The sequence below is a fragment of the Meridianimarinicoccus zhengii genome, from assembly GCF_003254465.1.
GTDB classification, from domain to species: Bacteria; Pseudomonadota; Alphaproteobacteria; order Rhodobacterales; family Rhodobacteraceae; genus Meridianimarinicoccus; species Meridianimarinicoccus zhengii.
In genome coordinates, this window is record NZ_QDFI01000019.1 from 13,899 (window position 1) to 39,377 (window position 25,479).

The 25,479-nt window shown below is 66.7% G+C and carries 26 protein-coding genes; 20 read left to right on the forward strand and 6 right to left on the reverse strand.

Going from position 1 to position 25,479, the window contains the following annotated elements; all coding sequences use genetic code 11:
* Positions 1 to 373 precede the first annotated feature (373 nt).
* The 11 genes from DDE13_RS08280 to DDE13_RS08330 all read left to right on the forward strand — a co-directional run bounded on the left by DDE13_RS08280 (position 374) and on the right by DDE13_RS08330 (position 11,778).
* Complete coding sequence (locus DDE13_RS08280) at positions 374 to 682, forward strand: hypothetical protein (protein WP_111403332.1); 309 nt, start codon at positions 374 to 376, stop codon at positions 680 to 682.
* Between the two features lie 143 nt (positions 683 to 825).
* Positions 826 to 2,037 carry a chemotaxis protein CheA gene (locus tag DDE13_RS08285; RefSeq protein ID WP_111403334.1) on the forward strand — a complete coding sequence of 404 codons (1,212 nt, stop codon included), beginning with the start codon at positions 826 to 828 and terminating at the stop codon, positions 2,035 to 2,037.
* On the forward strand, positions 2,034 to 2,840 hold the full coding sequence (locus tag DDE13_RS08290; protein WP_111403336.1) for a CheR family methyltransferase: 807 nt from the start codon (positions 2,034 to 2,036) through the stop codon (positions 2,838 to 2,840). Before DDE13_RS08285 ends, DDE13_RS08290 begins: the two co-directional genes overlap by 4 nt.
* On the forward strand, positions 2,837 to 3,991 hold the full coding sequence (locus tag DDE13_RS08295; RefSeq protein ID WP_111403338.1) for a protein-glutamate methylesterase/protein-glutamine glutaminase: 1,155 nt from the start codon (positions 2,837 to 2,839) through the stop codon (positions 3,989 to 3,991). Before DDE13_RS08290 ends, DDE13_RS08295 begins: the two co-directional genes overlap by 4 nt.
* Positions 3,988 to 4,512, forward strand: coding sequence for a chemotaxis protein CheW (locus DDE13_RS08300; protein WP_111403340.1), 525 nt, complete (start codon positions 3,988 to 3,990; stop codon positions 4,510 to 4,512). The genes DDE13_RS08295 and DDE13_RS08300 overlap by 4 nt, the downstream gene beginning before the upstream one ends.
* A 200-nt stretch (positions 4,513 to 4,712) precedes the next feature.
* Entirely contained in the window at positions 4,713 to 6,482 is a 1,770-nt protein-coding gene (locus DDE13_RS08305; RefSeq protein WP_162630914.1) for a methyl-accepting chemotaxis protein, read from the forward strand.
* Between the two features lie 52 nt (positions 6,483 to 6,534).
* Positions 6,535 to 6,945, forward strand: coding sequence for a response regulator (locus DDE13_RS08310; protein ID WP_111403344.1), 411 nt, complete (start codon positions 6,535 to 6,537; stop codon positions 6,943 to 6,945).
* A gap of 59 nt (positions 6,946 to 7,004) precedes the next feature.
* On the forward strand, positions 7,005 to 10,727 hold the full coding sequence (locus DDE13_RS08315) for an Hpt domain-containing protein (protein WP_111403346.1): 3,723 nt from the start codon (positions 7,005 to 7,007) through the stop codon (positions 10,725 to 10,727).
* 84 nt (positions 10,728 to 10,811) lie between these two features.
* Positions 10,812 to 11,198, forward strand: coding sequence for a flagellar export chaperone FliS (locus DDE13_RS08320; RefSeq protein ID WP_111403348.1), 387 nt, complete (start codon positions 10,812 to 10,814; stop codon positions 11,196 to 11,198).
* Between the two features lie 5 nt (positions 11,199 to 11,203).
* Positions 11,204 to 11,521: a hypothetical protein gene (locus tag DDE13_RS08325; RefSeq protein WP_111403350.1), complete on the forward strand. Its 318-nt coding sequence runs from the start codon at positions 11,204 to 11,206 to the stop codon at positions 11,519 to 11,521.
* Positions 11,518 to 11,778 (forward strand): hypothetical protein, encoded by a 261-nt coding sequence (locus DDE13_RS08330; RefSeq protein ID WP_111403352.1) that lies wholly within the window; start codon positions 11,518 to 11,520, stop codon positions 11,776 to 11,778. The genes DDE13_RS08325 and DDE13_RS08330 overlap by 4 nt, the downstream gene beginning before the upstream one ends.
* Here the strand turns inward: DDE13_RS08330 and DDE13_RS08335 are convergent.
* A complete protein-coding gene (locus tag DDE13_RS08335) occupies positions 11,765 to 11,950 on the reverse strand; it encodes a hypothetical protein (protein ID WP_111403354.1) in 186 nt (61 codons plus the stop codon). The genes DDE13_RS08330 and DDE13_RS08335 overlap by 14 nt on opposite strands.
* Positions 11,951 to 12,067: 117 nt before the next feature.
* Between DDE13_RS08335 and DDE13_RS08340 the strand changes: the two genes are divergently transcribed.
* The 3 genes from DDE13_RS08340 to DDE13_RS08350 all read left to right on the forward strand — a co-directional run bounded on the left by DDE13_RS08340 (position 12,068) and on the right by DDE13_RS08350 (position 15,005).
* Positions 12,068 to 12,574 carry a hypothetical protein gene (locus tag DDE13_RS08340; protein WP_111403356.1) on the forward strand — a complete coding sequence of 169 codons (507 nt, stop codon included), beginning with the start codon at positions 12,068 to 12,070 and terminating at the stop codon, positions 12,572 to 12,574.
* A 114-nt stretch (positions 12,575 to 12,688) separates the two neighbouring features.
* A complete protein-coding gene (locus DDE13_RS08345) occupies positions 12,689 to 13,093 on the forward strand; it encodes a hypothetical protein (RefSeq protein ID WP_162630915.1) in 405 nt (134 codons plus the stop codon).
* 91 nt (positions 13,094 to 13,184) lie between these two features.
* Positions 13,185 to 15,005, forward strand: coding sequence for an ATP-binding response regulator (locus DDE13_RS08350; protein WP_111403360.1), 1,821 nt, complete (start codon positions 13,185 to 13,187; stop codon positions 15,003 to 15,005).
* A 44-nt stretch (positions 15,006 to 15,049) separates the two neighbouring features.
* On the opposite strand, the gene flgM is transcribed toward DDE13_RS08350, so the two are convergent.
* The 4 genes from flgM to DDE13_RS08370 are packed head-to-tail and all read right to left on the reverse strand — an operon-like array spanning position 15,050 to position 17,754.
* A complete protein-coding gene (flgM, locus tag DDE13_RS08355) occupies positions 15,050 to 15,343 on the reverse strand; it encodes a flagellar biosynthesis anti-sigma factor FlgM (RefSeq protein WP_111403362.1) in 294 nt (97 codons plus the stop codon).
* A gap of 36 nt (positions 15,344 to 15,379) precedes the next feature.
* On the reverse strand, positions 15,380 to 16,108 hold the full coding sequence (gene flgA / locus DDE13_RS08360; protein ID WP_111403364.1) for a flagellar basal body P-ring formation chaperone FlgA: 729 nt from the start codon (positions 16,106 to 16,108) through the stop codon (positions 15,380 to 15,382).
* A gap of 2 nt (positions 16,109 to 16,110) precedes the next feature.
* Positions 16,111 to 17,211: a flagellar assembly protein T N-terminal domain-containing protein gene (locus tag DDE13_RS08365; RefSeq protein ID WP_111403366.1), complete on the reverse strand. Its 1,101-nt coding sequence runs from the start codon at positions 17,209 to 17,211 to the stop codon at positions 16,111 to 16,113.
* Between the two features lie 6 nt (positions 17,212 to 17,217).
* Positions 17,218 to 17,754 (reverse strand): LPP20 family lipoprotein, encoded by a 537-nt coding sequence (locus tag DDE13_RS08370; protein ID WP_162630916.1) that lies wholly within the window; start codon positions 17,752 to 17,754, stop codon positions 17,218 to 17,220.
* Positions 17,755 to 17,971: 217 nt separating this feature from the next.
* Between DDE13_RS08370 and flhA the strand changes: the two genes are divergently transcribed.
* Together flhA and DDE13_RS08380 are read left to right on the forward strand one after the other, a co-directional pair.
* Complete coding sequence (gene flhA / locus DDE13_RS08375) at positions 17,972 to 20,098, forward strand: flagellar biosynthesis protein FlhA (RefSeq protein WP_111403370.1); 2,127 nt, start codon at positions 17,972 to 17,974, stop codon at positions 20,096 to 20,098.
* Between the two features lie 58 nt (positions 20,099 to 20,156).
* Positions 20,157 to 20,867 (forward strand): sigma-70 family RNA polymerase sigma factor, encoded by a 711-nt coding sequence (locus DDE13_RS08380; protein ID WP_111403372.1) that lies wholly within the window; start codon positions 20,157 to 20,159, stop codon positions 20,865 to 20,867.
* Positions 20,868 to 21,082: 215 nt separating this feature from the next.
* Here the strand turns inward: DDE13_RS08380 and DDE13_RS08385 are convergent, their stop codons facing one another.
* Positions 21,083 to 22,570: a hypothetical protein gene (locus tag DDE13_RS08385; RefSeq protein WP_111403373.1), complete on the reverse strand. Its 1,488-nt coding sequence runs from the start codon at positions 22,568 to 22,570 to the stop codon at positions 21,083 to 21,085.
* Positions 22,571 to 22,659: 89 nt separating this feature from the next.
* On the opposite strand from DDE13_RS08385, the gene flgB reads away from it, so the two are divergent.
* The 4 genes from flgB to DDE13_RS08405 are packed head-to-tail and all read left to right on the forward strand — an operon-like array spanning position 22,660 to position 25,473.
* Entirely contained in the window at positions 22,660 to 23,067 is a 408-nt protein-coding gene (gene flgB / locus DDE13_RS08390) for a flagellar basal body rod protein FlgB (RefSeq protein WP_235868641.1), read from the forward strand.
* A gap of 2 nt (positions 23,068 to 23,069) precedes the next feature.
* The gene (flgC, locus tag DDE13_RS08395) at positions 23,070 to 23,486 is read left to right on the forward strand and encodes a flagellar basal body rod protein FlgC (RefSeq protein ID WP_111403375.1); all 417 of its coding nucleotides are present in this window, start codon (positions 23,070 to 23,072) and stop codon (positions 23,484 to 23,486) included.
* Between the two features lie 25 nt (positions 23,487 to 23,511).
* Positions 23,512 to 24,192 (forward strand): flagellar hook assembly protein FlgD, encoded by a 681-nt coding sequence (locus DDE13_RS08400; RefSeq protein ID WP_111403377.1) that lies wholly within the window; start codon positions 23,512 to 23,514, stop codon positions 24,190 to 24,192.
* Positions 24,193 to 24,219: 27 nt separating this feature from the next.
* On the forward strand, positions 24,220 to 25,473 hold the full coding sequence (locus tag DDE13_RS08405; protein WP_111403379.1) for a flagellar hook protein FlgE: 1,254 nt from the start codon (positions 24,220 to 24,222) through the stop codon (positions 25,471 to 25,473).
* The last annotated feature ends 6 nt before the right edge of the window (positions 25,474 to 25,479 follow it).

Genomic DNA, 25,479 nt, shown 5'->3' on the forward strand with positions numbered 1-25,479 from the left:
TCTCCTTCTCGATGCCGCGGAAGAAGCAAGTTGTGTGCCAAGTGAGGTCGAAAAGAATTTTCGTGCCTGGCGCTAAAACGGCCCGGAAAGACGGCGTTGTTCGGGCCATAGGGGGCAATCTGTCGTGGCAGGGCGTGTCGGAAACACGACACGCCCGCGTGGTCGGCAGGAAACCGCCAATTCTCCGACAGGTCCGATCGCGCCACGTGTCCGGGCGTGTGCGGCGGGTCCGTGCGGCGCCGCACGGCCGCGTTGCACCCGTGATGTTCCTGCGGGAGAGGCGCGGAAATTATCTCTGCCGTCGTGCCTCACATTACGCAGGCCGCGGTCGTTGACCATGATTGTGTACGTCAGACAACGGCAGGCAAAAGTCATGCTCTCGAAAACATACCATCTCAAGTTCCCAAGTCTGGACGCCGCCCAGATCGCGGCACCGTTCGTGACGGAAACGCTGGGCAACGCCATCCCCAATTGCAAGTTGTCGGGGCTGACGGTGTTGATCAGCAAGGACGGCGACATCTCGGTCAATGTGTTCTTCGCGTCGATGGCAGACCTCAAGATGTTCGACAAGAACTACGGCGGGTTCGTGGATACGATGAAGAAGACTTTCCTGTTCAAATCCACGGGTTTCGACGGGGTCTGCATCTTCAATTTCGAACGCGGCGACGAAGACGCTGCGTAGCCCGGCCACTTGGCCCGTTTCCTGCCTGGCCGGCAGCATAGGGCAGCCCTGTACGCGCGGAACGGTGTCCGCCGTGTCCGGTCGCGGGCAGGGCTTCTGCCTGCCTGCGCCGCGGCGCGCATTGTGAAGTCTGGAGTGGTCCCATGGCAGAAGAGGCCGAAATTGCAGGCGAGTCCGCATCCGGCTCGGCGCTTATGCGGGTGTCTTCGGGAAAGATCAGCCGCCTGATGGACTTGCTGGGAGAACTGTCGCTGAGCGTGTCGGAAACGGTGAACTCGCCCGATCTCGCCGGTCTCGACCTTGCCAATTTCGACGGCGCCGTGCACCGGCTGACGATGCTGGTCCGCGAGGTGCAGGATGCGGCGACCGAATTGCGGCTCGTCTCGGTGGACGAGGTCTTCCGCCGCCTGCGCCGCATGATCCGCGAGATGGAGCGCGAGACCGGCAAGCAGATCGAACTGGTGGTCGAAGGGTCCGATACACTGGTGGACAAGCTGGTGTCGGATCGTCTCTACGATCCGCTGCTGCATGTCCTGCGCAATTCCGCCGATCACGGTCTTGAACCGCCGGAAGACCGAGCGAGGGCGGGAAAGCCGGCGAAGGGTCGCATCACCCTGTCCGCCGCGCAGGTCGGCAGCGAGGTGCGGATCGTCGTGTCGGATGACGGGCGCGGGCTGAACCGCGATACGATCCTCCGCAAGGCCCGCGAGCGAGGGATGTTCGGTCCCGATGACGAACCCGAGGGTGCTGTCCTGTGGAAGGTGATCTTCGAACCAGGTTTCTCCACCGCCGAAAGCGTATCGACGCTGTCCGGCCGGGGTGTCGGGATGGACGTGCTGAACACGACCATGAAGGACCTGCGCGGGCGCATCATGGTGGACAGCGCGCCGGGGCAGGGCACGCGCGTGGCCCTGCACATCCCCGTATCGCTGGCGTTTCTGGACTGCATCATCCTGCGCCAGAGAACGCGGCTCTTCGCCGTTCCGGTCGAGGACATCCAGGAAATCGTGAAACCGGACACGACCGAGGTGCTCCATGTCGCGGCGGATAACGGGTCCGAGATGATGCTCCTGCGGGAGGTCTATGTGCCGGTCTGCCGGCTCGAGCATTTCTACGCCGAGATGCCGGAAAGACTGCCGCCGCTGACGGACACCGTGGCCATCGTGTTCGCCACCCATGCCGGACCGATCGCCGTTCCGGTGGACGAGGTGCTGGACCGTCAGCAGGTGGTGATGAAGCCGCTGGTCGGCGCACTTGCGGGCATTCGCGCCAGCTGGGGCTGCGCGCTGCTTGGCACCGGAGAGGTCGCCGTGGTGCTGGATTGCGAACGGCTGGCAGCAGGAGGCGGCAGATGATCGCATCGGATCAGGCCGGGTATGACCGCATTCGCGACTGGCTCAGCACGCGGTGCGGGATCGTGTATGCCGACGGCAAGTCGGAACTGCTGCGCCAGCGGCTGTCGCGGGTGCTGCGCTGCTTCAACTGCGGCGATCTCGACCAGTTGGCGGCGGGGCTGCTGAATGATGACAACGAGGCGATCCAGCTTGCCGTGATGCACGCGGCATCGACGAACCACACGTTCTTCTTCCGCGAGGCGGAGGTTCTCGACAAGGTCGCCGAACACATCCTGCCGCGGCTGGCCGATCGCAGCCAGGTCCGCATCTGGAGCGCCGCGGCATCCACCGGTGACGAGGCGTATTCGGTCGCGATGATCGCCGCCGAAAAGCTGGGGCCGTCATTCCTCGACAAGCTTCTGATCCTTGGGACCGACATCAGCGCGCCGGTGGTGGAGCGTGCGGAACTGGGCGTCTATGCCAAGCGCCAACTGGCCCACACACCCCCGGCAATGCTACGCAAGTATTTCACGCCGACGGGCATCGAACAGTTTCGCGTGACCGAGCAGATCCGCAATGTCTGCACGTTCCGGCGCATGAATCTGAAGGCGCGGCCCTATCCGTTCAGCCGTGCCTTCCAGGTCGTGTTCTGCCGTAACATTCTGTATTATTTCGACAAAAGCGACCAGATCAACACACTCAACGCGATCCACGCGGTGACAGAGCCGGGCGGGTGGCTTGTCACCAGCGTGACCGAGCCGATCCGCGATCTTGGAACGCCGTGGATCAACGTGTCCACCGGCATCTACAGGAGAGCGGAATGACCGCTGCGGACAGGCCGGCCAAGGTACTCATTGTCGATGACAGCGCGATGATCCGCAAGGTTCTGACACTCGGGCTCGGGAACGTGCCGGGCATCGAGATCATCGGCACCGCATCGAGCGCGGCACAGGCGGAAGAGATCATCCATGCCCGGATGCCCGACGTCGTGACGCTGGATATCGAGATGCCCGGGCTGGACGGACTGACATTCCTGAGGACCTACCTGCGCCATCGCCCGATCGGCACGGTCGTCATCTCGGGGCAGACCGGCCCCGGCACGATCAGGGCCATCGAGGCGCTGGAGGCCGGTGCCGTGGAGGTCATCGCGAAGCCCAGCCTCGGCGTGGGGTCAGGGCTGGATTCCGTGATGCACGAGGTCGTCGATGCCGTGCACGCGGCCGCGCGGATCGCCCGCACGCCTGGCGCGCGGGACAGGATGGAAACCGCGATGCGCCGCGCGTCGGTGCGTGGCACCGGGTGCCCCCAGGACGCCGCCGCCCCGTCGCCTACGGACTGGATGATCGGCATCGGCGCGTCGACGGGTGGGGTGCAGGCGCTGTCCCATATCCTCGAATGCTTCCGCACCGATGTCCCGGCCATCGTCATCGTGCAGCACATGCCCGAAAGCTTCACCGGCGCTTTCGCGCGACGCCTCGACCGTTTCTGCCGCATCGACGTGCGCGAAGCCGCGGATGGCGACCGGCTGGAACCCGGTCTCGCACTGATCGCCCCGGGCGGGCAGCGCCACATGGTTCTCGACCGCAAAGGTGCCGATCTCATCGTGCGAATGACCGAGGGCGATCCGGTGTGCTATTCCCGCCCGTCGGTCGACATGCTGTTCCATTCCATCGCCGAGATCGCGGGGCGTCGCGCCACGGGGGCGATCCTGACCGGCATGGGCCGCGACGGCGCCGACGGGCTGTGCGCGATGCGCGCCGCCGGCGCGCGCACGCTGGGACAGGATGAAGCGTCGTCCACGGTTTACGGCATGCCTCTTGCAGCGTGGGAAAACGGGGCCGTGGAACGGCAGGTTCCGCTGGATCACATGGCGGCCGCGCTGCTGTCCACCGTGGGCCAGTCCGATAGGCAGGCCCGCATGTCGAACTTCGCTGCCCCGCGGGCGGTTGATGTCATGGAAGGAAGAACATCATGACCGAATTGCTGGCCGACAGGAAACCGGCCGATCACGATGCAGATCGCGGGTCGCAGGAGCGCGACAACATCGCCGACATGTTCCTGACCTTTTCCGTCGCGGACGAGGATTACGGCGTAACCATCAGCGTCGTGACCGAAATCGTCGGCATGCAACGGATCATGTCCGTGCCCGATGTCCCGAAGTTCATCAAGGGCGTGATCAACCTTCGCGGCAAGGTCATCCCGCTGATGGACGTGCGCCTGCGCTTCGGGATCGCCGAGAAGGATTACGACGAACGCACCGTGGTGATCGTGCTCGATCTCGGGGACAGCCCCATCGGGCTGATCGTGGACGGCGTGAGCGAGGTGCTGGAGATCCCCGCCGACCGGATCGACAAGGCCACCAGCTTCCGGTCCTCGGACCGTCCCGGCGTGGTGCGTGGACTCGGGCGGATCGGCGAGCGGGTTGCGATCCTTCTCGACGAAAAAGTGCTGGTTTCCGACGTCGATGTGGCGCTGCCGCATCTCGCGACGGCCTGACCGGTCCGGACCACGAAGAAAGGACCGACATGACCGATACCTCCAGGGACGATCGGCATAAGCCCGAGGGCGCCTTGATGGGCCGACCTGACGCCGTCGACGATCCAACGCCGCGACCCGCCGAGACGGGCCCCGGTGTACCGGACCAGCCATATCAGAAGCCCGCGCCCAGCGACCGCACCCGAAAAAGGACCAGACCCATGAGCGAAGCCAACAGAAAGCACCAATTCGAGGGGTTCGACGTGTCGCAAACGCTCGAATACCTCAGCAAACCGGTCATGGTGTCGGACAGCGATCACATCATCCGGATCGTCAACCGCTCGGCGCGCGACATGCTGCGTCGTGTCGAGGCTGACCTGCGTACGGATCTGCCGAATTTTCGTGCCGATGAACTTGTCGGGAAATCCATCGACGTTTTCCACAAGAACCCTGCATATCAACACGAGATCCTGCGCGGGATGCGTGAGCCGCATGCCGCGAAGTTCACGATCGGCGGCGTGAAGATGGCCTTCAACGCGACGCCGATCCTGCGTGCGGACGGAAGCCTCGACTCGGTATTCGTCGAATGGGACGATATCAGTCACGTTGCGATCGCCGCATTGCAGTCCGCGATCAACGACATGGCCGAGGCGCATATGGACGGGCAAATCCGTGCGCGCATCGACGAAAACCTGTTCGATGGCGAGCTGCAGGAAACGGCCCGCAACGTCAACAAGATGGTCGCCGGTCACATCAACACCAAGAAGCGTGTGCTGGCGACGATCGACGGCTTTGCAAAGGGGGATTTCGACACCGAAATCCCGCAATTCGACGACGAGCGCGCTTTCATCACCAAGGGACTCACCAAGGTGCGCGACAAGTTCCGCCTTGTCGTTGGCGAAATCGCCGAGTTGTCCGATGCGATGGTTGCCGGGCGTCTCGACCGGGAGGTCGACAAGACCGGCTTCGAGGGCGAGTACCTTGGCATCATCGAATCCCTGGATCGCGCTTTCGCCAGCCTGAACAGGGTGTTCACAGAGATCTCGGCGCAGGTGGACCAGGTCGGCCAGACCGTGAGCCAGATGAACGAGGCGTCGAACGCACTGGCCGAGAATTCGCAGATCACGTCGGCATCGGTGGACCAGGTCTCTGCCTCGGCAGAAGAAACGGACTCACAGGTCAAGGCCAACGCCGAGGCCGCGTCGCGTGCCGACAAGCTGGTGAATGCGGCGTCCAAGGTCACCGAAGCGGGCAGCGAAAAGGTCGGCGCGATGGTGGCCGCCATGCAGGACATCAATTCTTCCTCTGCCGACATCGCCAAGATCATCAAGGTGATCGACGAAATCGCGTTCCAGACCAACCTTCTGGCGCTGAACGCCGCTGTGGAGGCAGCCCGCGCGGGCCAGCACGGTCGCGGCTTCGCCGTCGTCGCGCAGGAGGTCCGCAACCTTGCCGGGCGGTCGGCCAAGGCCGCGCGGGAAACCTCGGACCTGATCGAGAACGCGACCGACCGGGTCGGCGTCGGCGTGCGGCTGGCCAGCGAAACGAGCGAGGCCTTCGACCGGATCGCTCAGGATATCGAGAAGGTGAAATCGCTTGTCCGCGACATCAACAGCGCGTCGGAAGAGCAGTCGCGCGGCGTGGAGCAGATCAACCAGGCCATCGGCGATGTCGCGCGGACGGCCCTGTCCACCAGCCAGCAGGCCGACGAGTTGTCCGCGACTGCGGCGGAAATGACCGCGGCCACGAAGGCCATGACCACGGAGATCCGCAAGTTCCGGCTGCGCGAGATCACGATGGCGGACCCCGGCGGAATGCCCGATCTTGCCGCGCTGCCGCCGGAACTGATGCGCCAGATCCAGGCGCTGATGCATGGCGCGGCAGTGCCGTCGGCCAAGCCCAACGGTCACGCGAACGGGCATGCCAATGGCGCGGCAAAGGCCGCGGCCCGCGCGGGCGACCATGACGAACGCGGATACGAAATGTTCTGAGACATGGATCCGCGCCGCCGGCGCGGATCCGCTTTCCCAAACGGAGGCCGGAATGGCGCACAAGTACAACGTGATGATCGTCGATGATGCCGCGATGATGCGGCTCTATGTGTCGAGCTTCATTCAGTCGCTTCCCGATTTCAAGGTCGTGGCGCAAGCATCCAACGGTCAGGATGCGCTGGACAAGCTCGAGACTACCCCGGAGGTGGACCTGATCCTTCTCGATATCGAGATGCCCGTGATGGACGGTCTCGAATTCCTGCGCCACGCGAAGCTGAAGACGCGGGCGAAGATCTGCATGCTGTCCTCGGTGACGGTTCAGGGATCGCCGCATGCCGCGAAGGCGCGCGAGCTTGGGGCCGACGGTATCGTGGCCAAGCCGTCGGGCACGGTGTCCCACGATCTCGAGGAAAAGAGCGGCGATGAACTCGCCTCGGTGATGCGGTCGCTCGTCGCGGCGTGATGCACGCGACAGGGCCGGGCCGCGTCCCGGTCCCGCGGCGATAACGGAAGGCCGGAACGATGTCTGACGACATGGACGAAATTTGGGACCTGTTCGCCGATGACGGGGCGCAGGCGCTGGACGCAATGGAAGCGGCGCTTCTGGCGTTGCAGGACGGGTCCGCCCCGGATCCGAGCGCCGAAATCGGGGCCCTGTTCCGCGCGGTGCACACGTTCAAGGGCAACGCCCGCGTTCTCGGCCTGTCCACCGTCGAGAACCGTGCCCACCTGTCCGAGGATCTCATCGGGCTCGTGCGCGACGAGGGCGTCGCGCTGACCGCCGATATCCTCGATGTGCTGTTGCTGTCGTGCGACACGCTGCGGACCATGCTTGAAGAAACCGCAGCGACACGCGCGGATGTGGAACCCGGACCATCCGAAACCCTGACAGCGCGGTTGCGCGATGTGATCGCGCAAAGCACCCAGCCCGATGGGGCAGGCGTGCCGGGATCCGCGCCGGCGAAAGTCGCAGCCATCGCCGACGCGCTCGCGGCGCTGGACACGGCGGACGACGCGGCCGCGCCGGATGCGGACCCGGCCCCGGCCCCGGCCGCGCCGGATGAAACAGCTGCGCCGGCGGCCGCCCTTGACGCGGAGAACGCACCGCCGCGATTGATCGACGATCCGACCTATTGCGAGATCTTCGAGGACATGGCCCGGGACACGATCGCCAGGCTGGCCGATATGTGCGCCACTGACGGCCCGGACATGGCCGGGGCCGCGGGGCGTGCCGCCGACAAGCTGTCCTACGCGGCCCGCCAGATGGGTCTTGCGGACTGGCAGGCGCATATCGATCCCTTCGTGGCGAAGGCCAGGGGCGCCGGGGGTGTGAACGCCGATCACATCGCGGATCTTGCGGCGGGGCTCGAACGGCTCCTGGCGGTCGGCATCGGCAAGGGTGCGGCGCCGGTTTCGGAACCCGAACCCGACGGGTCTGCACGCGGCGCGGCGCAAACGGCCGTGCCCGAAGACTGGAACGACCTGCCGACGGACCCCGTTGCCGCGTGCCAACCCGAACCGGCGCCCGCCCCGGCACCCGCCGAACCTGCGGCGCCCCCCGCGCCGAAGCGGATGCAGGATCCCGCCTTCGTCGAGATTTTCGACGGGATGGTAACGGATACGATCGCAAGGCTTGGAAAGCTCGTGGAGGATGCCGACCCCGAGACCCCGGCGCGCGCGGCACGGCTTGCCGATCAGCTTTCCTACGCGGCCGGGCAGATGGGGCTTGAGACGTGGCAGGCGCGGCTCGATCCGTTCGTGGCACAGGCAAGGGCGGGCGACGGGGACATCCCGGCGGCGATCCAGGCGCTGCGGGTCGATCTTGGGGAGTTGAAGGCGACGTGGCTGAGAGGGTCCGATGCCCTCGGGACACGGGACTCGGCGGATCCGGCGGGGGAATGCGCGGGAACCGGCACGGACCCGGTCGCTGCCTTTCCGAATTCTGTTCCAGCAAAAGACTCCGTGCCGCCTGTCCCTACCGCTGTTGCCGACGACCGGGGTACTGCGCAGATGCCAGGCGACATGGGCCATGGTGCAGCGCCGCCCACGGCCGCGCGGGACACGGCCGGGTTCCTGTTCGAGATGCAGGCCTTCTATCCGCGCATTTCCGAGATCGGTCTGCATTATCACGATCCGAATGGACAGCCCGAAGCCAAAGCGCAAGACGACCTGTGCGACGGGCTGGCCGCGCTGGCCGCGGCGTATGGCTACGTCGCCCTTGATGCGGCCGCGGACACGCTGCGCGCGGCACGGGATGCCGTGTCCTACCGCGCGGCGGAACTGGGGCTTTTCGAAGCTCTGGCGCGGATCGAGCGCGTGTTGCCGAGCGTTCCGGGCACCGACGTGATGCTGCCCAGCCGGTTGCTGGAAACCTGGTGCGCGGATTCAGTGTATGACACGCTGGTGCAGCTGCGCGACACACTCGACGCGCTCAAGCACGCGGATGACCGCGCGGCCCGCTTCGCGGATTTCGAACGGCAGATGTGGCTCGTCCATCACGCCTGCAACCATTTCCGGATGGAAACGGCGGCGCAGCTGTCGATGGCGCTGCTGGACCTGTTCTCGCGCGTGATGGTCGGGAATGTCGCGCCGGATGCCATGCTTCTGCGCATCGCGCGCGGCTATGTCGAGACGCTGGAACTGGTGTTCGACGCGCTTGAACAGGGCGACACCCCCGATCTCGCCAATATCGACGCGTTGTTCGAGGCCGCGTCCACCGCCTGCTTCACGTCGAGCGGCGTCGTCAGCGCGCGGTCCATAGAGACGCGCCTGAACCTGCCGGAATCGTTCCACCGGGTGCTGTCGCCCGACAGCGTGCGGGCCGCGCAGGCAGGGATCGAGGACCGGATGACGTTCTACATCGTCCGGGCCGATCTGAACCGCGACCAGACAAAGGCTGAGGCGTTTCTCGACTGGCTCGGCCTTGGACGGGTCCGGATGATCACGAATGTCACGGTCTTCACCGGGGATGATGTCCTGTTCGATTTCCTGCTCGCGTCGCGGCTGGACACGACCGAGATCGTCGAAGCGCTTGCGATGATCGATCCTGGCGGGCGCGACCTGGAGCTGGTGCAGACGCTGGTCTCCACGCTGGCCGAACCACCCGACCCGGCGGTAGACCACCCGGAAGCACCGGGCACCGAGCCGCCACTGTCATCGGCCAGCATCGCCAGCACCATCGAGATGATCGAGATGATCGGCGAGATGGCGGCAGGGCAGGCGATGGTGCAGCATATGCTGAGCGCGCTTTCCGGGCGCGACCTGCTTCTCGAAATGGAAATGGCGCTGCGCGAGTCCGGGCTGGATCTGCCGGACCCGCAGGTCTGGCGTGTCCTGCGCGACCGGGTGGAAGACTACGGCGACAGGCTGGTTCAGGTCGCGGATGCCGAGGCGCAACTATCCGAACAGGTGTCGTGGCTTCAGGAGGCGGGCGTGGCGCTGCGCTCGCGTTCGGCGCAGGCGCTGCTGCAATCGCTCGCCGCTTTCGTGGAGACCCGGTCGCGCGCGATGGGCAGGGAAGCGCGCCTGTCGAGCGAGGGGGGCGAACTGGCGATGGACCAGACCATCCTTGAGGAGATGCGCACCCATATGCGCGCGCTTCTCACCATGCGGCTTTCGGATGCCAATCCGCCGACGCGCTACCACGTGGCGATCATGCGCGAGGATGATGGTGTCATCATCACTCTGGAAGACAACGGCGGACCGCTGCCGGACGACCAGGTCGTGGACGAGATCGCCCAGGACCTCGCGCTGCGCTCGGGTAGTCTGCGGGTATCCGAACCACCGACCGGTGGGATGCGCTTCCATCTCATGCTGCCGCTGAACATGATGGTTCTCGACGGCATGATCGTGCGGGTGGCCGATGTCAGCTACGTCATTCCGCTGGATGCGATCCAGGGCATTCAGATGTGCGGCAGACGGGACATTTTGAACGTTTCGGCCGAGGGCCACGCGCGCATGCTGCGCGTGTCGGAAGCGGAACATATCCCGATCCACGACCTGCAGGGCGCGCGCCGGGCACATGCGGCCGACCCGCGGGATCCCGACGAGCGGCTGTACGTCATCGTCCGGTCGGCCGCGCGCCACGTGGCGCTTCCGGTGGATGAGCTGCTTGGCCAGCAGAAGGTTCTGCTGCGCCCGTTGCGCGGCGTGCTGTCCCGGATGCGCGGGCTGACCGGGATCGTGCTGCTGGCGGGCGGCGATGTCGGCATGGTGTTGTCGGTCAGTCGTCTGGAGGCCGCATGACGGGCCAGGCCGGCTAAACAATTTCCCGGCCTCGCCGTTGTCATCTTCAACAGCATGTGGCTGTGCCCCGAAAGGAGAGGTTCCATGAACGCCGCATTGGCCCGTACGCAATACCGGAAGACGGAAAGCACGTCGTTCGACCAGGTCGACTCTCCGCACCAGGTGATCGAGGTGACGTTGCGCGAACTGGAACGTGCGCTCGGGGTTCTCGTGTCGGCGCGGAGCGCGGGCAGACCCTATCCCGACGCGCAGCTCAACCGGGCGTTCACCGCGGTCTACATTCTGCAATCCAGCCTCGATTTCGAAGCCGGGCCCGAGATCGCCACCAGCCTGTTCCAGGTGTATGAATTCGTGCGCATCCAGATCCTGCACACCTTCCGCCGGGACGATGAGGCAAAGCTTGACGACGCGCGTTTCGCCATCGGCGAGATCCTTGATGCATGGCGCTCGATCGCCGCGCAGGTGGAGTAGCCGCGATGACGCGCAGCGACCCGGACAACACGCACACGGCGGACATCATCTCGATCGCCGCGCGCCTGGAACAGGCGGCGCGGGACCGGGATTACGATGCGGTCCACGACCTGAACATCGCGCTCCGGCAACAGGCGACGACGCTGGCGAACGGGCATCTTGCCGAAGCCGTCAACGGTCAGGCTGCCGGCGCGCTGTGGCGCGCCCTCGAAGCCGTGCACAAGGCCAGCAGCACCGTGGACACGCGGCGTGCGGACCTGGTCCGACGGCGCGGACAGGCGAAGCTGCTGCATTTCCACTATGGCCAGGCTGGCAAGTCATGACCGGCCCTGACGGGAACGACATGCGCGATCAGGTCCCGATGGATCAGCATGCCGCGTGCACGACATGCCTGCGCGTGCGCCTGTTCGTCATGGTCGCCGCCCTGTTGATCGTCTTTCTGGGCTGGCGCCCGGCCGCGGCCGTCGCCGTGGCCTCTGCCATGCCGGCTGCGGACGTGATCGGGGCCGCCATCGTGGCGCTGGCTGCGGCGGCTTTCGTGTTCCGCTACATGATGTGGCGTGGGTTCAGGACGCGCTAAGCCACGCCGCGTCCCGGCCAGCACCCATGATCGTCTGGACGTAGTACCACAGCGCGCGGGTTTCCGTTTGCCGCGGTGTACCGTTTTCGGCGCAATGCACGATTTCGACGGTGATCATGGCCGGGTGGCGGTGGAACGGCAGGGACGGCGTCGGGGCAGGGGTCGGTGTCATGGTTCGGTGTCCTTCGGTTTAACGGACCGGTCTGGTGCCGGAACCGCGTCATGGTCTTAAAAAAAGTGCAAGAAACCTGCCATGTCTCGCCGCGACCGCCGAAAGGGAAGCTTTGCAATGGACGGAACCTTGCAGTCTCGGCTGACGGTTCTTCTGCCAGCCGCGCTGGGGCTTGGCGTGTTTGCCGTGGGGCATCTGCTGCTCCCGCCCGCCGCACCCGTGCGGTTGTCCGGGTCGGGCATGGTGACGCCGCCCGTCGAAGCGGCGCCCGAAGATGCCGCTGCGGAAGAGGATCGCGCGCCCCGGCATTACCTGCAAATCCAGCAGAACATCGCGTCGAGCATTCCATCGCTGGGCGGCATTGTGCAGGTTCAGATCGCGCTGGCGGTGCGAGAGCAGGACAACGCCAGAATTGCCGGGGCAATGCAGGAAAGCCCGGCGGATGTCCTGGCACCCATCCAGGAAGCGCTGCGCGTGCAGGCCGAAAAGGCAGCCGATCTCGCGGCGCTGCACGCAAGCTTGCCGTCCGCCTTGCGGATGGCGGCAAACGCGCGGCTGGGCACGCCGGAACAACCCGACCCCGTGCTGGAAGTTCTGGTCACGGGTCTGCTTCTGTCGCAATAGGTGCCGCGACCAGGCACCGGAGCAGAAAACTGGCGCTTGCCGCTATAGCTTTGGCGCGCCGCGCCGTTTGAGTGCATGGCAGGGCATCGAGCCGTCACAGCGCGGATCAAGACGATGAAAAGACAGATATCACGCGCGCTGGGGCCGGTCATGACACGCATGGCCGGGGGTCTGCGCACAAACGGCGCCGCCACGGCGGCCGCGTCCATTCCGGCCGACGAACTGGTGCAGCGCGAAACCCGGCTGCTCAACCGGTCGGAAGTGGCGCGTTTCCTGCCGGACATACTCGGCCGGGCGCTGGCCCGATGCTGGCTCGATACGGCCTTTCGGGACAGGTTCCTCGCGGACCCGAAAGCTGTGCTGGCCGACTATGCCGTGCATCTGCCCGACGCGTTTTCCATCGCCATCGAGACCGAGGGAACGACCCGCCCGAAAGTCGTCGTGTACGAAGACGACCCGCGACGCGCGACGCGGACCCGCTTGCTTTACCTGCAGCTCGTCATGATGGCCGGCAAATAGTGGGCTGGGGACTGGCATGGTCCTTGCAGAACTGCGCCGGGTGCGGTGATCGACAGTCGCTTGCCCCCGTGGTTCCCGGTGCGAGACTGCCATGCTGCATGAATCGGTGTTGCCCTTCGTGTCCCGCCTTGGAGTACGGGCAGGGATGACCGCGCGCGCGGGCAAACGCCCGTCGAGGCGCGGCCTGATACCCGGCATGTCCGGCGGGGCGATCTACCTTGCCGGTTGCGGCGTCATCGGCACGTGGTCGGTCCTGTCGCCGGTCCCGATCCCCGCGGTCGCCATTGCGGTGATGCTGGGGCTTGCGATGCTGCCCGCGCGGCATCTTTGGCTGGTCGCGTTCGCGGTTGCCGCGCTGCTCTGGCCCGACCTCGCGCCCCTGTCTGCCGGACGTATCGGAGAGATCGAACCGCAACTCCTGCGCGTGGCCCTCGCGGCGGAGGTCGGGCTTGTGCTGGGCCTTTCACTCGGCATGGCGCTGCGGCAGTATCGTACCTGCGGGGGGCAGGCACTGACGGTCGCAGCCTGCGCGGCACTTGCGACATTCGCGGCCGGCGCCCTCGCACCGGTGGCAGAGGCACATCTGGCCGCCATGCTGGGCATCGCCGCCGACCCTGCCCTGCCGTTGGATCGCGCGGGGTGGCTCCGTCATGCGGCTGAACAGGCGCGTCTTGCCTGTGCCGTTGCCGGTCTCGTGCTGGTGTTCGGGTGGTCCACGGAAAGGCCAGACGCGACCCCGCTTGTCGCGCGCGCGCCAAGGACGAGACCCGCAATCGCGGTGCTTCCGGCCACGACCGAAACCGAAACCCGGCCAGACGCACCGGGCGACGGCGCTGTCCCGCCTGTCGACCGCGCGGACCCGGACCTGTTCGATGCGCCCGCCCCCGCCGCTGCGCCGCCCGCCCCCGTGCCGTCCGCAGACCCGGCCCCGCCCGCCGCGACCGGTCTGCCGGATGCCGGGCTGCCGGTGCGCTATCGGCCCCTCGTTCCGGCGCAACTGCTGGAGGAATTGAAGGCGCGCTTCGATGCCCAGGCCGCGCAGGCCGGGGTGGAGATCGAGATCCGCGTGGGGAACGGGGCCTTCGATCCGGTCGCGGGGGATCTGCATCGTCTGCGGGCGATCCTCGACAATCTCGTGCGCAATGCGCTGGACCATGCCGGGTGCGGTTGCCTGACGCTCAGCTACGGGCGGGCTGCGGGCCAATCGCCGTGCCTCGGCATCTGGACGGTTGCGGATGACGGTTGCGGGTATCCGCCCGCCCTGGCCGCCGTGCCGGAGCTTTCGACAGAATTCGGTCTGGGGCTTGCCATCGTCCGCGCTGCGGTCGCCACCCTGGATGGCACGCTGCAGGTATCGACCCGGCCGGGACATGGAACGTCTGTCGAGGCCCGTCTGCCTGAAACGCATGCCGCTGCGGCTCCGCCGGACGGGGCAGGGCGCGTCCTCGCCTATCTGGTCCGCGATGCAAAGGGCCGCGCACAACTCAGCAGAGCGCCGGTTGCTCAATGTCCCGCCGCGCGGGCGCATGTCATGCTCGTGGACGACAATCCGACCCTGCGCAACGTCGCCGGGGCCATGCTTGGCAAGATCTTCGGCGAGGTCACGCTGGCAGGCGATGCCGTGACGGCCTTGTCCTGCTTCCGGACCCGGAGACCGGATCTCGTGCTGGTGGACCTGGTGATGCCGGGCACCGGCGGCGACGTGCTGACGACGGCCCTGCGCCGTACCGATCCGGACCTGCCGATCGTCGGACTGCTGGCCGCGCCGAACGCGGCGGAGACGCGCCGCATGACCGAAGCCGGCGCGAACGAGGTCGTGGTGAAACCGCTCGGCCGGGCCCTGATCACAGGTCTCGTCCAGCGCCATCTGCCGGACGCGTCGGATCGGGCGGACCGGCGCACGAACGCCTGACGCCGCGCGGGCCCTGGGGCCACGCGACTTGCGGTGCCTGCCGGTCAGCCGATCATGTCGTGATAGCTTTCGAACAGGCTGTCGGCGATCCGGTCGACGTTGATCGGATAGTTGCCGTCGGCGATTTCCGCCTTGATCCGCTTCACGGTATCAAGGTCGAAGGGCGGGCCGGCATCCATGCCCTTGGGAAACTGTCCGGCCGCCTTGCTCAGGCTGACCTCTTCTGATGCGAGGGCCGCATTCGGTCCGGGCGCGGCCCGTGTCGGTCTTGTCGTGGGCGTGTCGGTGTCGATCTTGACAAGTCGCGCACGCCCCGCCGCGGAAATTTGGTCCACCATAGCACGCTCCTATTTGCCTACCGATACGACAGCACGTCAGTTCAGTTTAGCGGATACGCCAACTTTATTCCGCTCGAGGACATAGGCATTGACGATGCGGCCCGATGCGCGGTTGCGCACGTCGATCAGGTCGCCGCGCTGGCCGTTCTGCATGGCTTCGCCCGGCGCGATCACCTGAACGGCGCCGCCTTCGAAGGCGATGGCGACCGGCGTGCCCGCGACGATCAGCCAGTCCTGTTCAAGATGCCTTGCCAGCACAACATGGCCATCGCCCAACCCCACCTTGAGCCGCCGCCCGATCACATCCGCCGTGTTGCCGAAACCGCCGGTCCCCGCTGCGGCACTGGCTGGCGAAAGGGCCACATGCTCCGGCGCGATGACGGCGCCCGCAGCAAGACTGACGGTCAGCGTCGCCATCAGCGGGCCGTCCGGCGTGATCTCGACGGGGGTCGCGGGCAGCGGGTCGGGGGCGATGCCGGTGCGCAGGGCGCGGGACCATGCCGACGGTGCGGAGCACGACATCTCGACGGTGGTCCAGGTGCCGCCCCGCGGCGCGATGCGGGGCGTGTGACCGCAGGGAGGATAGTGGCGCGCCGCGGAAATCGTGGGGTCCGCTGCAAGCCCGTGTGCGGCAAGCGCCGCGGCCACCAGTTTCCGGGCCTCGGCGCCCGAGACCCCGGCGCTGTAATCGGATGCCGCGACCGGCGCCGCGGCCAGTGCCGCCGCGCAGACAAGCGCCGACCGGAACCTGCGCGCGCGGCCCATGTTCAAAGCCCCGCGTCGAGAAATTCGACCCGGATACCGCGCAGGGCCGCCGGGTGCGCCACGGGATCGAGCGGCTTCAGGGTCACGCTGTCGCGGCCAAGCGCCACGACATCGAGAAAGCCGAAGCCCTTGTCCTCGTCCATGATGACCGCAAGTGCGCCGGTGCGCAGCCCGTGGCGCGTGCCCACCGGCGCCGTGATCGTGTCACCGGCAACCTCCAGCCGCGCTTCCGGGGGGCGGCAGGTCTGTTCGCGCAACAGCGCGTCGAGTTCGCTCTCGACACCGCGCGCGAGATCGGCCTCGGCCACGGCGCGGGGGCGGCCTGTGAACTGGCTGACGCTGTTCAGCCGGGGCACAGTGGTTTCATTGGCCACGACCCGGCGCGACACGCGGCCCGTGCCTTCGGTGAAGCGCAGCTCGGTCTGCATCGTGACCGTCTGGCCGCTGGCGCGCAGGTCGATCGCCACCTCGAAGGCGGTATCGCCGCCGCGCTGGTCGATCACCCCTTGGGTCAACGCGGTATAGTCGAACCCCGCCGGTACGCCCGAACCGGCGGTTGGCCGCGGCCTGTCGGTGACGCGGTCGAGATCGGTCGCCGGGTTCCGGTCGAGCTGATCGACCAGCCGTCCAGCAAGCGCCTGGGCGAAGGCCGCCGACCAGGCGGGTGCCGTAGGGGCGAGATGGAGAGAGGGCGCATAGGCGGTCACCACGAGCTTGCGCGTGGTCCCGCAGTCCAGCGGCGATGCCGGGCCGACCTTGGCGCGGATGCGCACCTTCCAGAACGCTCCGTCCCGCTGCGCCCCGAGGATCTGATGCTGCAGGATGCGCCCGCGCGGGCGCAGGATCGCCAGATCCGCCGTGATGACGCCGCGGTCCATCGCCGTGTAGCCGCGCAGCTCTGCACCGCCGGTCAGCGCCGCCGTCAGCAGCGCGTCGGCCAGCGCCCGTCGGCGCGCCGCGTCGTCGTCCCCGGCAGTCTTCACGGCGGCAATGCCCGTCACACGCACCCAGATCGTCGGATCCGCGGCGCCGGCCGGCAGACCGCCGACCGCGACCAGGAACACCAGCAGCGCCATGCGTGCGAGAATCCAGATCGGGGCCATGCGTCGTTACCTCCGCGCCGCGCGCGCGATATAGCGCACCGTGTCGGGGGACAGGGCAAGAACGACCTCGAAACTGTCGCTCCCCTTGGGGGTGATCCGCACCGTGCGGGCGCCGCGGATTTCTCCGTCGACCACGCCGCGCAGGACATCGTCGTGCACGACCGCATCGCGCACCGTGGTCTGTCCGGATACATGCAGACCGTGCACCTGTTCGGTCAGGTCTCGCATCGCGTCCAGCCGGGCGGCGCGGATCGCAAGAATGCGTTTCTGATTCAGCGACTTGCCGGGTTGCCGCGCGACCTGCGCAAAGCCCAGTCCCTGCAATTCGACGACGACCGAACGCGCCTGCGACACCACGGTCGCCGTGCCGGGACGTGGCGACACGCTGTCGAGATCGTCCTTCATCGCAGCCAGCTGGCGGGTCTGCGGATCGGCCCCAATCGGCAGGGCGCTGGTCGCGGGCTGGTGCATCGGCATGCACCCTGCGGCCAGCAACACCAGACCGAGCAGGGAAGACGGTCCGGCAATTCGGCGTGTGGACATGGGCACTCCATCGCTGGGGACACGGCAAGGGCCGGGACCCGTGTGGTTCGCGCACCTGCCAGCAAATAGTGTGCCATGCCCGGCAGACGGTCGGATTTTGCCGGTTCCGGGCCGGGCTGGCACGCCCCTTGCTACGATCACGCTACCCTCGGCCGCCATCCGCCGGGGCGGCACATCCGTGCAGTCCACACAGCGGCTTTCGCCTGGAGACCCGACCATGACGGCAATGACGGCACCGGCCATCCGTCGACACAATCCCGGCGGGGCGTTGATGCCGGTGGGAATCCTCGCCATCGTGGCGATGATGGTGCTGCCGTTGCCCGCGGTCCTGCTCGACGGCTTCTTCGTGCTGAACATCCTCGTGTCGCTGCTGGTGCTGATGGTCGCGATGCACAGCTACCGGCCGCTCGATTTCTCCAGCTTCCCCAGCGTTCTGCTGATCGCCACGGTGCTGCGGCTGGCACTGAACGTCGCGTCCACGCGCATCGTGCTGAGCGACGGCCACACGGGCAGCGACGCCGCGGGCCGGGTGATCGAGGCGTTCGGGCAATTCGTGATCGCGGGCAATTTCGCCGTCGGGATCTTCGTGTTCGCCATCCTCGTCATCATCAACCTCGTCGTCATCACCAAGGGTGCGGGCCGGGTGTCCGAAGTGTCCGCACGCTTCACGCTGGACGCGATGCCGGGCAAGCAGATGGCCATCGACGCGGACCTGAACGCCGGCATCCTGACCCCGGAAGAGGCCAAGGCCCGCCGGGCCGAGGTCGCCGAGGAGGCCGATTTCTACGGATCGATGGACGGTGCGTCGAAATTCGTGAAGGGCGACGCGGTCGCGGGCATCCTGATCCTGCTCGTGAACATCCTTGGCGGCATGATCATCGGCACGAGCCAGCACGGCATGTCGCTGGGCGACGCCGCGCAGGCCTATGTGCTTCTGTCGATCGGCGATGGCCTTGTCGCGCAGATCCCGTCGCTCCTGCTGTCCATCGCGACTGCGATCATCGTGACGCGGGTGTCGTCGACCCACGACATGGCCGGCCATATCGGGGAGCAGATGGTGCTTCCGCGCGCGTGGATTCCCGCCGCGGCGGTGCTTGGCATCCTCGGGCTGGTTCCGGGGATGCCGACGCTGCTTTTTCTTGTCGCCGCCACGGCCGCCGGGGCGGTCGCGTGGTTCGCGGTGCGAAAGGCCGCGGCATCGGGAACGGGGGACGGGACCGCCGGCGCGGACACGCAGGACACCGACCAGCCGGGCAAGGCCCGTGCGCCGGAAGCGATCGTCGCCGAGGACGTCACCGACTATTCGCCCATCTCGATCCAGATCGGGTATGGCCTGATCGGGTTGATCGATGGCGGCACGGGGTCGAGCCTCATTTCCCGCATCACGTCGATCCGGCGGGACGTATCGCGGGACATGGGGTTCGTCGTGCCCGGCGTGCGCATCCGCGACGACCTGTCGATGCCCTCGGGCCAGTACCGCATCCGCATCGGGCGCACCATCGTCGCCGAGGATGTCGTGCATCCCGACCGCAAGCTCGCCCTGCCGGGGGGGCTGTCGCAGCGCAAGCTCAAAGGACTGGCGGTCAAGGACCCCAGCTTCGGGCTGGATGCGGTCTGGATCCTGCCCCACCAGCAGGCCGAAGCCGAGGCGGACGATCATGTCGTCGTCGAGCCCGACAGCGTTGTCGCCACGCATCTGAGCCAGATCCTGTACCGGAACGCGGCGGACCTGCTGGGACCGGACGATGTCGAGGCGCTGCTGGAGAACCTCGAACGGCTCAGCCCGACGTTGGTGCAATCGGTCGTGCCGAAACTTGTTCCACTGCATGTGCTGACGTCGGTTCTGCGGACGCTGCTGGCCGACCGTATCCCGATCAGCGACCTGCGGCGCATTCTCGAGGGGCTGTCGGAAATGGCCGGGCGGAACCTGACGTCGCAGGACATGGCCGAGGCGCTGCGCCCCGCACTGGCCCCGCTGCTGATCCAGCAGATCATCCCGCTGAACCAGCCGCTGCCTCTGGTCACGCTGGCCCCGGAACTGGAGCAGATCCTGATCCGGGCGCGCCAGCAGGCCGGAAACGGGCCGCTCGTGATCGACATGCCGCTGGCGCAGTCGATGCTGCGTCATCTCAACAGCGTGTCGGAAGATCTGGTCGCCCAGGGCAAGCAGCCGCTGATCGTCGTGTCCGCCCAGCTCCGCAGGGCCTTCGCCGCGTATCTGCGCGCGCAGGGCGACGACAGCATCGTTCTTGCGGTCAACGAACTTCCGGACAACCGCCGGATCGAAATCGTGGCAACCCTGGGCGAGAACGCGGCGCCGCAAACGCTGGCGGCGGGGACATGACCATGCAGCGCCGTGCGGGGCAGGCCGCCGACCGTTTCGACACCGGAAGGGCCGTGTCATGATCGCGCCACGGTGTTACAGGGAACAGTCCCCTTGCCCAGACAAGCTGGTCGAGGATCACGTCGAGATCGTGCGCCGGCTGGCCTGGCATTTCCACGGTCGCGTGGGGCGCTTCATCGAGATCGACGACCTGTTGCAGGCGGGATACCTCGGGCTGATCGATGCCAGCCGTCGCTACACGGCGCAGGAGGGAGCCAGTTTCGCGGGCTATGCCGGCATTCGCGTGCGCGGTGCCATCATCGACTTCCTGCGGCGCAATTCCAACCTCTGCCGGTCGACAATCGCGATGCAGAAGCGCATCAAGGCCGCCGAACAGGAGCTTGAAGGGCGCCTGATGCGGCGCGCGGAAACCCACGAGGTGGCCGCCCATCTGGGCATGACGTTGACCGAGCTGTCGGACTGGCGGGCGCAGTTCGAAGCGAACCAGACCCGTTCGCTGGACGAGGTCTATTCCGACCATTCCATCCTGTTCCAGGATCACGCCCGGTCAGCCGAGGACACGACCCAGTTCAACGAGATGCGCGACCTGTTGCGCGACGCGCTGAAGACGCTGCCGAAGCGCGAGGCGCTCGTGCTGCAACTGTACTACGTCGAAGAACTGAACGTGTACGAGGTCGCCGCGATACTCGATGTCACGACGGGCAGGGTATCCCAGATCAAGAAAGCCGCGATCGAACGTCTGCGTGCGCAGCTGATGGACAAGGTCTGAGCAACGGGGCCGATCGCGTGCCCTCATGCGCAGGCATCGGCAGGGCTGCATTCGCAGGGGACACGCCCCGCGCGGTCGCGCGCCGCGTCCCGTTGCGTCGTCGGCACCTGCCTTGATGGCCTTTTACCCGGTTCGCCCAACGTCGTGAAACGCCGCCCGCTGTCATCCGCCGCGACCTGATAGGGGCCGCGGCAGGAGAGTTCAATGGCGGACGATCAGTCGTCCCAGAGCCAGTCGTCATCCGCGGCGTCGGTCTTCGGGTCCTGTGCGCCCGGCGCCGCCGCGGAAAAGGCGGCCAGCGCCGCCATGGCGTCGAGATTGACCATCGGCGTGCCCTTCTTCGGCTTTCGGAAGACCTTGTTCTCAAGACTGTCGACCGCGGCCGGGGCTTCGATCGGTATCGTCTCCGGTTCGCGCGCCATGCCCCGTTCTGCGGCAAACGTCGGCACGTCGGCCCGGATGGCGCCGTCTGCATCGCCTGTTTCATGTCGGGGTAGCCGCGCCGGTGCGGGCAGGGCGCCACGATCGCGTTCGTCGCCCCCGTCGCGCGATCCTTCCACGGCGTCGGATGCGGCAAGGGCACTGACGGCATCCGGCGCGGTTTGGCGCGCCGCCGGTTCGGTTTGCGCGCTTGGCGGTTCGGTGCCCCCGCGCGCGCTGCTGCCACCTGTAGCAACGTGGATCGCCGCCGGGTTGGGCACAAGAATGTCGGCGACAGGCCCGTCTTGCGCTGTGGTTGGGGGTTCGGCCATTGGCACCGAAACCGACGGTTCGCGCGCCGGAGCGGCAATTGGCGGCATTGCGTCAGGAGCGACACTCCGCTGCACAGCGGGCGTCACGGCGGCGTCATCCGTGCGAACTTTGGTCGGCGCGGGCGCAGATGCGGATGCTGGCATGTCTCCAGCGTCATCGCGCTGTACCGACGACGCGGCCTCGGCCAGCGCCGCCAGGGGCTTGGCCCGAGGGTCGTGGCTTTCGTCCTGCGGCTCGGCAACGGACCCGTTCGCATCAGGTGCCATTTCGTCCGGCAGGTCGCGTTCCGTGGGCAGCTCCGCCCTGGCAAAGGAGACGGGGCGAAACCCCTTGTCTGTTGCGCCCCGGTTCGTTCCAGGTTGGTCGAGACCCATTGCGGGAGCGTCGGGCATTTGCGCCGCATCTGAGACTTCCCAGGCATCCGCCCGATCCGGTGTTTCGCCGGATTGCGGGTTGGCCGGGGCCGGATCAATGGCTTCCAGGGTTGATCGCTGCGCATCCGCATCGGCGGATGCGACCTCCGGCGGTGGCACCTGCGCGGACGGATCGGTCAGGGGCTGTGCGGCTGCCGCCGACTCCATCGCCAGCAGTCTTGCCGCATTGTTGAGATCGAGTTCTGCGAATTTCGACTTCTGAACCTTTTTCGGCGCGGGTGGCGGCGCGGACTCGGGCACCGGTTGCGACTCCGGGGCCGGCGCGACCGCCGCAGGCGCCGCCTTCGGTTTCTTCGGTGCCGGAGTCCGGTGCAGATCCTCCAGCGACATGCGCAGCATCATCAGCCGCGCGGACATGGCCACACGCCGGAAACCCGGCCGCTCCGCATCGTGGAAGGCAGCTTTCAGTTTCGCCAGCGCCGCGCGATCCTCGGTCTTGCGCAACGCGCGGCGCAGCTTGCGCTGCGCGTCTTGGCTGGCCTGTCCGTGCGGCTGCGGGGCGATTTCTATTGTCATCTGCGAACTCCCGTCGGGTGGACCATCACTTGGCACCGCTCTTGCAAATCCCGGTCCAGACGGACGCAGCGACCGGAGATTTCCGGTTCATGGAAAGGAACGATCACGCGATGACGGCGATACGGGATCATCTGGGCATTCACGCCGACGCGCTCGTGCTGCGCGAACGCCGCGGCATGGTGCTCGCATCGAACGTGGCGAACGCGGCAACGCCGCATTTCAAGGCGCGGGATTTCGATTTCGCGGCGGAACTGGCGCGCGCGACGGGCGGGGCGGAACTGACCAGCACCCATGCGCGGCATATCCCGGTCGGGCAGGCGTCCGGTCCTGGCGGGCTGGGCTATCGCCAGCCGGTGAACCCGTCGCTGGACGGGAACACCGTGGAACTTGCCGTGGAACAGATGGCGTTCTCGGAAAACGCCGTCCGGCACCAGACCAGCCTGACCTTGCTGAACCGCAAGATCTCGGGCCTGCAACGCGCGATCAGGGGTGAATGACCATGACGGGCATCCGTACCGTGTTCGATGTCGCCGGGCGCGCCATGTCCGCCCAGATGACACGGCTCAACACGATCGCATCCAATATCGCGAATGCCGATGCTGTCGCCGGGTCCGCGGATTCCGCCTTTCGGCCCCTGCGTCCGGTGTTCGCGACGGTTTATGCCGATCAGGCCGAACGGACGGGCATCGCCACGGTCGATGTGCAGCGGATCGTGCCGCTGGACCGCGAACCGGCGCAGCTGTTCCGCCCGGATCATCCGAACGCCGATGCCGACGGCTATGTCTATCAGGCCGCGGTGAATACCGACGAGGAAATGGTCGAGATGCTCGAAGCCGGGCGCCAGTACCAGAACACGCTCGAAGTCGTGTCCACGCTACGCACGCTGATGGCGCGGACCGTTACGATGGGCCAGTGAGCCCGGCACAGTCAGGAGGCCCGAGATGACCACGATCGCCACGCAGGCCAGCCCCTTTGCGGGACTCACCGGAACCACCGCGGGCCAGGGCGCGGGCCCGATCAAGGGCGACCTCGGACAGCAGGATTTTCTCAAGCTGATGACGACGCAGTTGCAGAACCAGGACCCGTTCGCCCCGATGGAGAACGGCGAATTCCTTGGCCAGATGGCCCAGTTCTCTACGGTGTCCGGGATCGAGCAGTTGAACACGACGCTCGGACAGATCGGCGACCAGATCGGTGAGTTCCGTATCGCGACGGCGTCCACGCTGCTCGGGCAGGAGGTTCTCGTGCCCGGCAACCTTGCCCGCCCGGATGCCGAGGGGCGGATCACCGGCGCCGTCGAATTGGCCGAACCCGCGGACGTGTTGACCGTGACCTTTTCAGACGCGCGCAACGGGGCGCTTCTGCACACCCAGACGCTTGGTGCGCAGGCGGCCGGAATGGTCGGCTTCACATGGGACGACGTGTCAGCATCGGTGCGCGACAGCGGCAGGCCGGTGCAGATCTCGGTCGCCGCCACCGCCGACGGCAAGACCGAAGCGGTCGGCCCCGCGGTCTTTGCACGCGTAATGTCCGTCACCATGGACCGCGCTGCGGGGGATTACGCGCTCGAACTTCGGGACCAGGGCAAGGTTCCGGGCAACACCGTCATGGGTCTGCGCTGAGCGCGCCACCCAACAGGAGCATCTGACATGTCCACGCAAATCGCCCTTACCGGCCTGAAGGCCGCACAATCCGACATCTCGAACACCTCGCACAACATCGCGAATGTCGGGACCACCGGATATCAGCGTAGCCGGACCGAATTCGGCGATCTTTTCTCGGTCTCGCCCATGAACAACCCGCGCACGCAGATCGGGTCAGGGGTCAAGCTGCTGGCCACGCAGCGCATCTTCGATCAAGGCGCAGTCACGACGACCGGCAATGCCTTCGATCTCGCGCTTGAGGGGCCGGGGTTCTTCACGGTGCAAAGCACCGAAACCGGCGGCCGGGCCTATTCGCGGGCCGGGGCGTTCAACATCGATGCGACCGGTCGCGTGATGGACTCCAGCGGCGATTTCCTGCTCGGCTTTCCCGTGTCGCTCGATGGCACGCCGCTTTCACGCGACCCGGCGGCGATGACACCGATTTCCATCGCGTCCCAGACCGGAGTCGCCGCGGCGACCGAGAATGTCGATCTTCGGCTCAATTTCCCGGCAACAGGTGCGGGACGGCAGGTTGCGGTGCCGCCGGGCGTCGCGTTCAATCCGGGCGACCCGACGAGCTACGCCGCCTCGACACCTATGTCGATCCTCAACGCCGACGGGCAGCCCGTCGATGCCATCGCCTATTTCGTGAAGACGGCGGAACCGACCGCGGCGAGCACGGAAACCCGCTATGCCGTCCAGCTGTCCTACGAAGGCGCCATCATGACGCCGCCCGCGGCACCGGAGGAGATCGTCTTCGACGCTTTCGGCACGCAGATCGGCGGGTTCGCGGACCAGACCTTCACGGGCATGGCGGGGAACCTGACGCTCAATTTCACGGGCGCGCAGATGTCGCCCGACGGTTTCAGCGTGCTCAGCATCGACCAGGACGGCCAGACGCGCCGGACTCTGAGCAATGTCGATATCGCCAAGGACGGCGTGATCTGGGCCACCTACGGGTCCGAGGATGCCGTGGCTATCGGGCAGATCGGTCTTGCGAACTTTGCGAATGCCAACGGCATGAAGCAGATCGGGAACGCGACCTATGTCGAAACGGGCGAGTCCGGTGGCCCGATCATCGGTGAGGGCGGGTCCGCCGGGTTCGGGTCGATCCGCTCGGGCGCGCTCGAATCCTCCAATGTCGATCTGACGGACGAACTGGTCCATCTCATTACGGCGCAGCGCAATTACCAGGCGTCGGCCAAGGCGCTCGAAACGTCTACGGCTCTGACCCAGACCATCATGAACATGCGTAGCTGAGATTGA